Origin of the sequence: Pseudomonas sp. PS02302 (genome assembly GCF_029959585.1) — a bacterium.
In the GTDB taxonomy this organism is placed as follows: domain Bacteria; phylum Pseudomonadota; class Gammaproteobacteria; order Pseudomonadales; family Pseudomonadaceae; genus Chryseomonas; species Chryseomonas aestiva.
Genome location: NZ_JASCON010000033.1, coordinates 42,617 through 55,155 on the forward strand (window position 1 = coordinate 42,617; position 12,539 = coordinate 55,155).

8 protein-coding genes and 1 pseudogene are annotated in these 12,539 nt (G+C 67.1%); 6 read left to right on the forward strand and 3 right to left on the reverse strand.

What is annotated here, in order from left to right; translation table 11 throughout:
* Positions 1–44: 44 nt before the first annotated feature.
* From hemL to QMX82_RS13055, 3 genes are read right to left on the reverse strand one after another with little or no spacing between them, the layout of a single operon-like run.
* On the reverse strand, positions 45–1,331 hold the full coding sequence (hemL, locus tag QMX82_RS13045) for a glutamate-1-semialdehyde 2,1-aminomutase (protein ID WP_282284175.1): 1,287 nt from the start codon (positions 1,329–1,331) through the stop codon (positions 45–47).
* 20 nt (positions 1,332–1,351) lie between these two features.
* Positions 1,352–1,981, reverse strand: a complete 630-nt coding sequence (thiE, locus tag QMX82_RS13050) for a thiamine phosphate synthase (protein WP_208694323.1) — start codon at positions 1,979–1,981, stop codon at positions 1,352–1,354.
* A complete protein-coding gene (locus QMX82_RS13055) occupies positions 1,978–2,775 on the reverse strand; it encodes a hydroxymethylpyrimidine/phosphomethylpyrimidine kinase (protein ID WP_282284179.1) in 798 nt (265 codons plus the stop codon). Before QMX82_RS13055 ends, thiE begins: the two co-directional genes overlap by 4 nt.
* A 180-nt stretch (positions 2,776–2,955) precedes the next feature.
* Between QMX82_RS13055 and QMX82_RS13060 the strand changes: the two genes are divergently transcribed.
* The 6 genes and pseudogenes from QMX82_RS13060 to QMX82_RS13085 form a co-directional block, all read left to right on the forward strand.
* Complete coding sequence (locus QMX82_RS13060) at positions 2,956–4,689, forward strand: ABC transporter ATP-binding protein (protein ID WP_282284180.1); 1,734 nt, start codon at positions 2,956–2,958, stop codon at positions 4,687–4,689.
* Positions 4,686–6,431 carry an ABC transporter ATP-binding protein gene (locus QMX82_RS13065; protein ID WP_282284181.1) on the forward strand — a complete coding sequence of 582 codons (1,746 nt, stop codon included), beginning with the start codon at positions 4,686–4,688 and terminating at the stop codon, positions 6,429–6,431. Before QMX82_RS13060 ends, QMX82_RS13065 begins: the two co-directional genes overlap by 4 nt.
* 72 nt (positions 6,432–6,503) lie before the next feature.
* Positions 6,504–7,976 carry an AMP nucleosidase gene (gene amn / locus QMX82_RS13070; RefSeq protein ID WP_158896223.1) on the forward strand — a complete coding sequence of 491 codons (1,473 nt, stop codon included), beginning with the start codon at positions 6,504–6,506 and terminating at the stop codon, positions 7,974–7,976.
* Positions 7,977–8,564: 588 nt separating this feature from the next.
* The gene (locus tag QMX82_RS13075; RefSeq protein WP_158896225.1) at positions 8,565–9,728 is read left to right on the forward strand and encodes a type III PLP-dependent enzyme; all 1,164 of its coding nucleotides are present in this window, start codon (positions 8,565–8,567) and stop codon (positions 9,726–9,728) included.
* A gap of 181 nt (positions 9,729–9,909) precedes the next feature.
* Positions 9,910–12,126 carry a TonB-dependent receptor gene (locus tag QMX82_RS13080; RefSeq protein WP_282284182.1) on the forward strand — a complete coding sequence of 739 codons (2,217 nt, stop codon included), beginning with the start codon at positions 9,910–9,912 and terminating at the stop codon, positions 12,124–12,126.
* 61 nt (positions 12,127–12,187) lie between these two features.
* A pseudogene (locus QMX82_RS13085) lies at positions 12,188–12,539 on the forward strand (PKHD-type hydroxylase); the annotation flags it as partial.

The following is a 12,539-nucleotide window of genomic DNA, read 5'->3' on the forward strand; positions in this document are numbered from 1 at the left end:
GAGAGGTTCCACCAACGAGACGAACGACACCTGTCAGACGAGTCCTAGTCCTTGAAGGTGGCGAAGGCGCGCTCGGCGGCGTCCAGGGTGATGCGCAATTCCTCGTCGCCGTGGGCGATGGAAGTGAAGCCGGCTTCGAAGGCACTGGGCGCCAGGTAGACGCCACCGTCCAGCATCAGGTGGAAAAAGCGCTTGAATCTCTCGCTGTCGCTGGCCATGACATCGCTGAAGGTGACGATGTCCTCGGCGCTGCTGAAGTAGAGGCCGAACATCCCGCCCGCCTGGGTGGTGACGAAGGGCACACCGGCGGCATCGGCGCGGTCCTGCAGGCCTTGCAGCATCCGCGTGGTGTAGTCGGTCAGCTCGGCATGGAAGCCGGGACGGCGGATCAGTTGCAGGGTGGTGAGGCCCGCGGCCATGGCCAGTGGATTGCCCGAGAGGGTGCCGGCCTGGTAGACCGGGCCGAGCGGGGCGATCTTTTCCATGATCTCGCGCTTGCCGCCAAAGCAGCCCACCGGCATGCCGCCGCCGACGATCTTGCCGAAGGTGGTCAGGTCCGGACGGATGCCATAGTGCGCCTGGGCACCGCCCAGGGCGACGCGGAAACCGGTCATGACCTCGTCGAAGACCAGCACCACGCCATACTGGTCGCAGAGGCTGCGCAGCCCTTCCAGGAAGCCTGGCGCGGGCGGTACGCAGTTCATGTTGCCGGCCACCGGCTCGACGATGATGCAGGCGATCTGGTCGCCGACGTTCGCCAGCGTTGCTTCCACCTCGGCCAGGTCGTTGTAGGCCAGGGTCAGGGTGTGCTGGGCGAAGGCCGCAGGCACGCCGGGGGAGCTGGGCACACCCAGGGTCAGGGCGCCGGAGCCGGCCTTGACCAGCAGGCTGTCGGAGTGGCCGTGGTAGCAGCCCTCGAACTTGATGATGGTGTCGCGCCCGGTGTAGCCACGCGCCAGGCGGATGGCGCTCATGGTGGCCTCGGTGCCGGAGCTGACCATGCGCACCATTTCCATGGACGGCACGATCTCGCAGATGAGGTCGGCCATGGTGGTTTCCAGGGCGGTCGGCGCGCCATAGGAGAGACCGTGTTCCAGCTGGCGGCGCACGGCGTCCAGCACGTCCGGATGGCTGTGGCCGAGGATCATCGGACCCCAGGAACCGACGTAGTCGACATAGCGCTTGTCATCTTCGTCGACGATGTAGGCGCCCTGGGCGTGCTTGAAGAACAGCGGCGTGCCGCCGACGCTCTTGAAGGCACGGACCGGCGAGTTGACGCCACCGGGGATGTGGCGCTGGGCTTGGTCGAAGAGTTGCGCGGAGCGGGACATAGAGGTCTCCTTGAACGGGATCAGGCCGCGAACAGCCGGGCGAAGGCGCGCGCGCGGCGCTCCACCTCGCCCGCGTTGGCGGCGGCAAACAGACTGTGGACGACGGCGAGCAGATCGACGCCGTGGGCGAGCAGGTGCGGGGCGTTGTCCAGGGTGACACCGCCGATGGCGCAGACGGGCAGGGCGAAGTGGCGGCGGGCCTGGTCGAGCAATTCCAGGGGCGCCGGCGGGGCATCCGGCTTGGTGCTGGAGGCGAAGAACCGGCCGAAGGCCAGATAGCTGACGCCGGCCTGGGCCGCGGCCTCGGCCAGTTCCAGGCTGGCGTGACAGGTGCCGCCGATGATGGCCTCCGCACCCAGTGCGGCGCGGGCCGCGACCAGGGAGCCGTCTTGCTGGCCCAGGTGCAGGCCGACGCCCAGCTGGCGGGCCAGGGCGAGGTCGTCATTGATGATCAGGTTGGCGCCATGCTGCTGGCAGAGCTCGGCCAGGGCGGCGGCTTCGTCCTGGCGGCGGCTGGCGTCGCCTGACTTGTCGCGGTACTGCACCAGCCGGGCTCCGCCCTGCAGCGCGGCTTCGACATAGGGCAGCAGGCGACCCTCGGCGAGCAGGGCGCTGTCGGTGATGGCATAGAGGCCGCGCAGCGGGCTCATGAGCAGAAATCCAGCGGCAGGCGGCGGGGCACGTACTGGCCGCGCCCGGGGCGTTCGGCGTCTCTCAGGGTGCGCCAGGTGTAGTCCAGGGCGCTGCGCACCGCACTGGGCAGGGCTTCGCCCAGCGCCAGGCGCCCGGCCAGGGTGCTGGCCAGGGTGCAGCCGGAGCCGTGGTAGCTGCCGGGCAGGCGCTGGCAGACGTGGGTCTCGCAGCCACCGGCACGGTCATAGAGGCGGTTGTGCACCTCGTGTTCCTCGCCATGGCCGCCGGTGATCAGCAGGTGGGCGCAGAAGGGCAGAAGGCGCTCGGCGCACTGCTCCGAGGTGCCTTCGGGCAACTCGGCGAGGATGCGCGCCTCGGGCAAATTGGGGGTGGCGATGGTGGCGTGCGGCAGCAGCCGCTCGCGGATGGCGTAGCCGACCTCGTCCTTGCCCAGGGCGCCGCCACCACCGGCGCGCAGCACCGGATCGCAGACCAGGGGGACGCCGGGCAGGGACTCCATGATCTCCAGCACCGTCTCGACCATCTCCACCGAACCGAGCATGCCCAGCTTGACCGCCGCCACCGGCAGGTCGGCGATGATCGCCCGGGCCTGGGCCAGCACCCACTCGCGATCCAGCACCCGGAAGTCATGCACGTCTACGGTGTCCTGCACGGTCAGGGCAGTGACCGCCGGGGCGGCATGGCAGCCCTGGGCGAGCAGGGCTTCGATGTCGGCCTGCAGCCCGGCGCCGCCACTCGGATCGTGGCCGGACAGGCAGAGGACGACAGGACGTTGGGGTTCGAGGGTCATGGGCGTCAGCCTAGCAAAGGGAAAAAGGGGCGCAGCGGCCGGGTGCCGCAGGGAGTGGCACCCTACAACGACCTCGCGCCCTGCGCCACCCGTTGACATGGGACCCGGATCGGGGCGAAGGAACTCCGCGGCCGGTTGGGTAGCCGATATACTGCACCTTTGCTCGGGTAAGGCGGTTCTATGGCGTTGTGGCGGTTGTTGCGTGATTTCTTCCTGCGCCAACGGCGTGCCTACGGGACGGCCATCCTCTGCCTGCTGGGCGTCGGTCTGCTCAACCTGACCCTGCCCTGGTGGATCGGCAAGGCCATCGACGCCCTGCGCGCCGGCGAGCTGGATCAGACCGGCCTGCTCTGGCGCGTCGCCCTGATCGTGGCGGTCGGCTGCGGCCTCTATGTGCTCCGCTATCAATGGCGGGTGCGCCTGTTCGGCACCTCCTACCAGGTCGGCGTGGAATTGCGCGACGCCTTCTTCGCCAAGCTGGCGCGGCTGGACCCCGGTTTCTTCCAGTCCAGTCGCACCGGTGACCTGCTGGCCCGCGCCACCCAGGATATCGACGCCGTGGAGACCGCCGCCGGCGAAGGGGTGCTGGCCAGTTTCGACGGCATGCTGACCCTGCTGCTGGTGCTGCTGGCCATGTTCATCGGCATCGACGCGCCCCTGGCCGCCCTGGCGCTGTTGCCCTTTCCCTTCATGGCCTGGGGTTTCTATCGGGTGGCGCGGCGGGTGCAGCAGCGCTTCGGTCTGGCGCTGGCCGGCTTTTCCGCCCTCAACGACCGTACCCAGGAAGCCTTGAGCGGCCTGCGCATGCTGCGCCAGCACGCCCTGATCGAAGCCGAGCTGGACGACTTCGACGCCCGCGCCCGCAGCGTCGCCAAGGCCGACTACCAGGTGCAGCGCACCGAGGCGCGCTACGAGCCGATCATCTTCGTCGCCCTGAGTCTTGCCACCCTGCTGACCCTGGTCATGGGCAGCTGGCGCTATCTCGATGGCCACATCACCCTCGGCCAGCTGACCAGCTTCAGCCTCTATCTGGTGCAGCTGATCTGGCCGATGTTCGCCATCGGCTGGTGCTTCAACCTGCTGCAGCGCGGCGAGGCCGGGGCCCGCCGGCTGGAAGAGGTGTTCGCCGTCACCGAGCGCATCCGTGACGAGGGCACCCGGACGCCGCCGGACCAGGCCGATCTGTCGGTCTATATTCCGGCCTTCACCTATCCCCAGGCGCGTCAGCCGGCCTTGCAGGACGTGGTCATCGACCTGCCCGCCGGCGATACCCTGGGCATCGTCGGCGCCACCGGCAGCGGCAAGAGCACCCTGCTGCGCCTGCTGCTGCGCCAGTTTCCGCTGGAGCAGGGCAGCATCCGCCTGGGCGGGGTGCCGCTGGAGGAGTATCGATTGGGCGATCTGCGCGCCCAGTTCGCCTATGTGCCCCAGGATCCCTTCCTGTTCGCCCGCACCCTGGGCGAGAACGTCGCCCTCAGTCGGCCCGATGCCACCGCCGGAGAGATCCGCGAAGCCCTGGACGCCGCCGCCTTCGCCACCGATCTGGCGGCGCTGCCGCACGGGCTGGATACGCCGGTGGGCGAGCGCGGCCTGACCCTCTCCGGCGGCCAGCGCCAGCGGGTGGCCCTGGCCCGGGCGCTGCTCTCGCCCGCACCCATCCTGCTGCTGGACGACACCCTCTCGGCGGTGGATACCGCCACCGAAGCCCGCCTGCTCAAGACGCTGGCCGGGCTGCAGGGGCGTACCACCCTGATCGTCAGCCACCGGCTCTCCGCCGTGCAGCATGCCGACGAGATCATCGTGCTCGACCAGGGCAGCCTGGTGGAGCGGGGTCGCCATGGCGAGCTGCTCGCCGCCGGGGGGCTCTATGCCCGACTGTGGAATCTGCAGCAGGCGGAGGAGGTCAGCCAATGACCAGGACGCGCGTGCTCTCGCTGCTGCTCAAGCCGGTGCTGGCCAATCCGCGCAAGCTGGCCGGCACCCTGGCGATCCTGGTCGTGGCCACGCTGTTCGACGTGCTGGGGCCCTGGCTGACCAAGCACTACCTAGACAACTACCTGGTGCCCCATGACCTGCGCCTCTGGCCGCTGGTGGGCCTGGTGGCGGCCTATGTGGTCTCCCAGGGCCTGGCCGCCTATGGTCGCTACCTGCAATCGCTGAGATTCGCCGAGATCGCCATGGACGTGGTGCTCCTGCAGCGGCGCCGGCTGTTCCGCCATGTGCTGAGCCTGCCGCAGAGCTTCCATGACCGCACCGCCACCGGCGAACTGGTGGCGCGGGTCACCAACGACACCGATGCCCTGCGCGAACTCTATGTGGCCTTCCTCGGCAACATGGTCGGCAACATCGTGCTGCTGATCGGCATCCTGGTGGCCATGGCGCTGCTCGACGTACGGCTGATGGCCATCGCCGTACTGCTGATCCCGGCCGCGATGCTGATCGTCTGGGCCTACCAGCGATACAGCGGGGCGGCGGCCATGGAGGTGCGGATGCTGCGTGCCGAGCAGAGCGCCCGCCTGGGCGAGGCTATCGGTGGCATGGGGCTCCTGCAGGCCTTCAACCAGACCGAGCGCTTCCGCCAGGATTTCCAGCGCCTCAACCAGGCCCAGTACGGCGCGCGCATGCGCACCATCCGTGTTTCCGGGCTGTTGCTGCGTTCGGCACTGGACCTGGTCAGCGTGGCGGTGCTGGCGGTGCTGCTGCTGGTCTACGGCATGGGCCATCTGCAGGGCGGTGCCGAGATCGGTGTGCTCTATGCCTTCGTCACCTACCTGGGGCGGGTGACCGAGCCGCTGATGGACATCACCCAGAGATTCAACCTGTTCCAGCAGGCCACGGTGGCCGGCACCCGGCTGCTGCACCTGCTGGAAGAGAAGCCGGCATTGAGCGGCGAAGACGACCGGCCCATCGCGACCGCGCATTTCCACCTCGACGCGGTACGTTTTCGCCATGCCGGCGCGGGTCACGACACCCTGCACGGCATCGACCTGGACATCGCTCCGGGCACCTTTCTCGGTATCGTCGGCCCCACCGGCAGCGGCAAGTCGACGCTGCTCGACCTGCTCGCCGGACTGCAACCGGTCACCGGCGGCCACCTCTGCCTGGACGGTCGCGAACTGGGCACGCTGACCCCGGAAGTGCTGGGCGCCGCCCTGGCCAGCGTGCCCCAGGAGCCCTTCATCCGCTCCACCAGCCTCAGGGACAACCTGCTGCTGGGCAGCCAGGTGTCGGATGCGCGGCTGCGCGAGGCCCTCGCCACCGCCCATATGGACGATCTGGTGGCGCGGTTGCCGGAAGGCCTGGATACCCTGCTGGGCGAGCGTGGCTTCACCCTGTCCACCGGCGAGCGGCAACTGCTGGCGCTGGCCCGGGCGCTGTTGCGCGAACCCAAGGTCCTGCTGCTCGACGAGGCCACCGCCAGCATCGACAGCGCCACCGAGGCGCGGCTGCAGGGGGCGCTGGACGAGTTGCGTGGCCAGGTCACCCTGATCGTGGTGGCGCACCGGTTGTCCACCATCCGCCATGCCGATCGCATCCTGGTGCTGCGTGATGGCCGCAAGGTGGAGGAGGGCAGTCACGAGGCCTTGCTGCAGCGGCCCGACGGCCACTATCGCCGGCTGTGGGAACAGCATGCCCAGGGTGACAAACCCCTATGAGCCGTCACAGCCGTTGTCACCCAGGGGTGTTAGGGTGTCAGCTATAGCCAGCGCCCCCACAAGGAAACCTGCATGACCTCCGTATCCGAGGATTTCACCGCCGTTGCCACCGCCAGCGAGGCGGTCGACCGTCTTGCGGCTCTGCACGACGAGGCCACCCAGGCCCTGGGTGCCGCCCTCAAGCGCTATCTCAAGGATCGCGTCGAACCCAGCGCCGCCGAGCGCGAGCTGTTCCGCTACCCCGAGATCCGCATCCGCTATCGTGCTCCCGGCGTGCCGCCGGCCACCACCCGCGCCTATGCCAAGATCCAGCTGCCCGGCACCTATGTGGCCACCGTGACCCATCCGGCGGCCTTTCGCGGCTATCTGCTGGAGCAGCTCGAGCCGCTGATGCGCGACTACGACCTCCAGGTCGAGATCGGTCGCAGTCGCCAGGACATCCCCTATCCCTATGTGGTGGAGCAGGGCGACGAACTGGCCGGCAGCGGCGTGACCGCCGCCGAGCTGGCGCGGGTCTTTCCCAGCACCGATCTCTCCGCCGCCCACGACGACATCGCCGACGGCCACTACGACTGGGAGCGCATCGATCCGCTGCCGCTGGCGCTGTTCGATGCCGCTCGCACCGACTTCTCGCTGAGACGTATCGTCCACTACACCGGCAGCGACTGGCGCCATGTGCAGCCCTGGATCCTGCTGACCAACTACCATCGCTACGTCGACCAGTTCATCCAGCACGGCCTGGAACAGCTGCGCAGCGATCCGCGCTTCGAGCGCCTGGTGCTGCCGGGCAACGTCATCATCGAACGCGACATGGACCCTACCGAGGCCCAGGCGGTCATCGCCGCCATCGCCTGGCACCGCTTCCAGATGCCGGCCTACCACCTGATCGCCGGTGACGGCCATGGCGTCACCCTGGTCAACATCGGCGTCGGCCCGTCCAACGCCAAGAACATCACCGATCACCTGGCGGTGCTGCGTCCGCACTGCTGGCTGATGATCGGCCACTGTGGCGGCCTGCGGCAGTCGCAGACCATCGGCGACTACGTGCTGGCCCACGCCTACATGAGACGCGACGGCATCCTCGACCGCGTGGTGCCGCCGCACATCCCCATCCCTGCGCTGGCCGAGGTGCAGGTGGCGCTGCAGGAAGCCGCCGCCAGTGTCACCGGCGAACGTGGGGAAGCGCTCAAGCGTCGCCTGCGCACCGGCACCGTGCTGACCTACGACGACCGCAACTGGGAGCTGCGCTGGGCCCAGGAACGCCCGCTGATCAACCTGGCGCGCGCGGTGGCGGTGGACATGGAGAGCGGCACCATCGCCGCCCAGGGCTATCGCCTGCGGGTGCCCTACGGGACCCTGCTGTGCGTGTCCGACAAGCCCCTGCACAGCGAGATCAAGCTGCCGGGCTCGGCAAACGCCTTCTATGCCCGCGCGGTGAGCCAGCACCTGGCCATCGGCATCGCCGCCCTGGACCAGCTGCGCACCCAGCTCGACTCCCTGCACTCGCGCAAGCTGCGCAGCTTCGACGAGCCGCCGTTCCGCTAAGGCGCTGGGGTTGGGCGTGTTGGGCTTCGCTGCGCTCAACCCAACCTACGGCGAGGCGCCTGAGTCGAAGGTGGCCTAGCATCGCCCGGATGACTCCCTCTCCCCCTGGGAGAGGGTTGGGGTGAGGGCGCACTCAGGCATCGAACGCCTCAGTGGAAAAGGCTGCGCCGTTTTCCACGCTACGGTGCCATGCCCGCGATGGCGCAACTCCATCGCCAAGGCCCGACGATGACGTCATGCGGCCTCTTGATTCCCCCTGTCATCACTCCCCAGGAACATCTCGGCGCCCGCTCCGGTCGGTTGCAGTAGCGGGTGAGTCCGTGTGCGTCACCGTTCGGTAAAGATCATGGATTTAACATTGATCTCTGAGGCGTCTGGCCCTAAAGTTCGCGCCCGAACGTCCATGCTGGAAACGATCCATCCGGCTCAAGTACCGACGACGAGACAGCGAGGTCAACGCCAGTACGCGTTGACCTTTTTGCTTTCGGCGATGTGCCTTGGGAAGTAGGCGAACCAAAGTGGGGAAACGGATTAGGCGTTCAGAACACCCCCTCCTTCAATTTGTTCTGCCCATCGGGAGTCCGACGCATGTCCATCAAGGTCGAAGATTACTATTCTCGCGAAACCTTCCAGAAGATGAAGGCCTTCGCCGACCAGCAGGAAACCCCCTTCGTCGTCATCGACACCGCCACCATCGGCCGGGCCTATGACGATCTCGTTGGCAACTTCCCGTTCGCCAAGATCTACTACGCGGTCAAGGCCAACCCGGCCATCGAGATCACCGAGTTGCTGCGCGACAAGGGCTCGAACTTCGACATCGCCTCCATCTACGAGCTGGACAAGGTGCTGTCCACCGGGGTCGAGCCGGAGCGCATCAGCTACGGCAACACCATCAAGAAATCCAAGGACATCCGCTACTTCTACGAGAAGGGCGTGCGCATGTTCGCCACCGACTCCGAGGCCGACCTGCGCAACATCGCCAAGGCCGCCCCGGGCTCGCGCATCTATGTGCGGATCCTCACCGAAGGCTCCAACTCGGCCGACTGGCCGCTGTCGCGCAAGTTCGGCTGCCAGCCCGACATGGCCCTGGATCTGCTGATCCTGGCCCGTCAGCTGGGCCTGGAGCCCTATGGCATCTCCTTCCACGTCGGCAGCCAGCAGCGCGACATCGACGTCTGGGACGCCGCCATCGCCAAGGTCAAGGTGATCTTCGAGCGCCTCAAGGAAGAAGACGGCATCACCCTGAAGATGATCAACATGGGCGGTGGCTTCCCGGCCAACTACATCCATCGCACCAACAGCCTGGAGACCTATGCCGAGGAGATCATCCGCTTCCTCAAGGAAGACTTCGGCGACGAGCTGCCGGAAATCATCCTGGAGCCGGGCCGCTCGCTGATCTCCAACGCCGGCATCCTGGTCAGCGAAGTGGTGCTGGTGGCGCGCAAGTCGCGTACCGCCGTCGAGCGCTGGGTCTATACCGACGTGGGCAAGTTCTCCGGCCTGATCGAAACCATGGACGAATCCATCAAGTTTCCGATCTGGACCGAGAAGAAGGGTGAGATGGAAGAAGTCGTCATCGCCGGTCCCACCTGCGACAGCGCCGACATCATGTACGAGCACTACAAGTACGGCCTGCCGCTGAACCTGGCCAGCGGTGACCGCCTGTACTGGCTGTCCACCGGTGCCTACACCACCAGCTACAGCGCAGTGGAATTCAACGGCTTCCCGCCGCTGAAGGCCTTCTACCTCTAAGGGCTTTCCGCGTCGATCGAGCCCGCGTCCCGCCAGGGACGCGGGCTTTTTCATGGCTGCGGAAAAGCGCCGGGTCAGGTGGTTTTCCGAATTGTTAAGAATAATTTACATTCGCTATGGATTTGATAATCGTTTGCAAATAGAATCGCGCCGCATTCACATAAGGAGGCGGCTCGCCATCATGTCCAAGGAAATGTCCTCGCTGTCCCAGCGTCGTCTGCTGGTTTCTACCTTCAGTGTCGCCGTCGCTTCGCTGTCCCTCGGGGCGCAGGCCCAGGACGCCAAGGAGCCGGTGACCCGACTGGAAAGTCTGACCATCGAAGGTCAGGCGCAGCAGGAAGGCTTCAAGGCCGAGCAGTCCGCCTCGCGCAAGTACACCGCGCCCCTGCTGGACACCCCGCAGACCGTGACGGTGGTGCCGGCGCAGGTCATCCAGGATCAGCAGGCCCTGAGTCTGAGATCGGTGCTGTCCAACGTGTCCGGCATCACCTTCAACGCCGGCGAGGGCGGTGGCGGCTCCGGCGACAGCATCAATATCCGCGGCTTCAGCGCCAACTCGAACATCCAGATCGATGGCCTGCGCGACAGCACCCAGACCAACCGCACCGACACCTTCAACCTGGAATCGGTCGAGGTCATCAAGGGCCCCAATTCGGTGTTCGGCGGCGCCGGCACCACCGGTGGCTCCATCAACCTGATCAGCAAGAAGCCCCAGGAGCGCCAGTTCACCCGCATCGGCGCGGGCCTCGGCACCGACAGCTATCGCCGCCTGACCCTGGACACCAACCAGCCGCTGCAGGGCGTGGGCACCGACAGCGCCTTCCGGCTGAATCTGATGGCCCACGAGAACGATGTGCCCGGCCGCGACCAGATCGATCGCGAGCGCTGGGGCATCGCGCCGTCGCTGGCCCTGGGCCTGTCGGACGATACCCGCCTGACCCTGAGCTACTTCCACCAGACCGACAACAACCAACCTGACTACGGGGTGCCGGCGCTCAACGGCAAGCGCCTGGGCGGGGTGGATCGCGATGCCTATTTCGGCTTCAAGAACATCGACAAGGAAGACATCAACAACAATGTCTTCACCGTGGAGCTGGAGCATCGCTTCGACGACAACCTGAGTCTGCAGAACCTGACCCGCTACAGCCGCATCGAGCGCGACGTGGTGATCTCGGCGTCCCACGTCAACCTGGGTGGCGTCGCCGCGGGCCGCTATCGCCCGGCCGGTCCCCAGGGCTATGGCCGCGACGTGACCTCGGAGATGTGGATCAACCAGACCAACCTGACCGGCAACGTCGACACCTTCGGCCTGGGGCATTCCTTCGTGCTGGGCGCCGAGTTCTCCCGCGAGGACTACGACCGCGACACCTACAGCTATGGCCTGACCTTCCCCGCCGCCGGCTACTCCCTGGCCGCCCCGCCGGAGCGCTATGACGGCGCCACCGACAAGCAGACCTCGGCCATCGCCAACAACGTGCTGACCGACAAGGCGCTCTATGCCTTCGACACCATCGCCCTCAACGACTACTGGGACGTGAACCTGGGTCTGCGCTACGACTGGTTCGACGGCGACAGCGATACCACCCCGGTCGCCAACGGCGTGCGCGGCAGCAAGACCCGCCTGAGTGCCGATGACGCCAAGCTGAGCGGGCGCGCCGGCCTGGTGTTCAAGCCGGCGCCGAACGGCCGGGTCTACGTGGCCTATGGCACCTCCTTCAATCCCTCGGCGGAAAGCCTGACCTCCACCGGCGCCGGCCTGAGCGCGGCCAACCAGGATCTGGGTCCGGAAAAGAACAAGACCTGGGAACTGGGCACCAAGTGGGAATTCCTCGACAAGCGCCTGGAGCTGGACGGCGCCCTGTTCCGCGTCGAGAAGAGCAATGCCCGGGAGACCCTGGCCGATGGCAGCACCGCCCTGGCCGGCAAGCAGCGCGTGCAGGGCATCGAACTGGGCGCCACCGGGCGGATCACCCCGCAGTGGAATGTCTACGCCAACTTCACCTTCCTCGACAGCGAGACGCTCAAGGCCGCCGACACCCTGGACGGGCGCAATCGCGAAGGCCAGGCCCTGGCCAACACCCCGCCGCGCTCGCTCAATCTCTGGACCACCTATGAGCTGCCGGCCGGTTGGCGGGTGGGCTATGGCGCCCGCTATGTCAGCGAGCGCAACGTCACCTCCAGCAACGACGGCGCCAAGCTCGACGACTACTGGCTGCACAACGCCATGGTCGGCTATCGCGTCAATCGCAACGTCGACCTGCAACTCAACGTCAACAACGTCTTCGACAAGGACTATGTGGAGCGGGTGCGCTCGCAACTGGGCGTGAGCACGAGGTCGTCGGCCATCGAATACGGCGATGCCCGTTCCGCCATCCTGACCGCGACCTACAGCTTCTGAGGTCGCCTGCAGCAACCAAAGCCCTGCCTGCGCAGGGCTTTCGGCGTTAGAGGGAATCACCATGATGATCAGCGTTCCGGGCGTGCTGACGCCCGAGCAGGTAGGGGAGTGCCGCCAGCGGCTGGAGGCGGCGGCCTGGGCCGATGGCCGGCACACGGCCGGTTTCCAGTCGGCCATGGCCAAGGACAATCTGCAGCTGCCGGCGGACGAGCCGGCGGCGCGCGCAGTGGGCGAGCTGATCCAGCAGGCGCTGGCGCGGCATCCGCTGTTCGTCGCCGCGGCGCTGCCGGCGCGGGTGTTTCCGCCGCTGTTCAATCGCTACCAGGGAGGCCAGTCCTTTGGCCTGCACGTGGACAATGCCCTGCGGGCGCGGGCGGGTGGGGGCGGGGGGCCGGGCCCCCCACAGTGGGGCC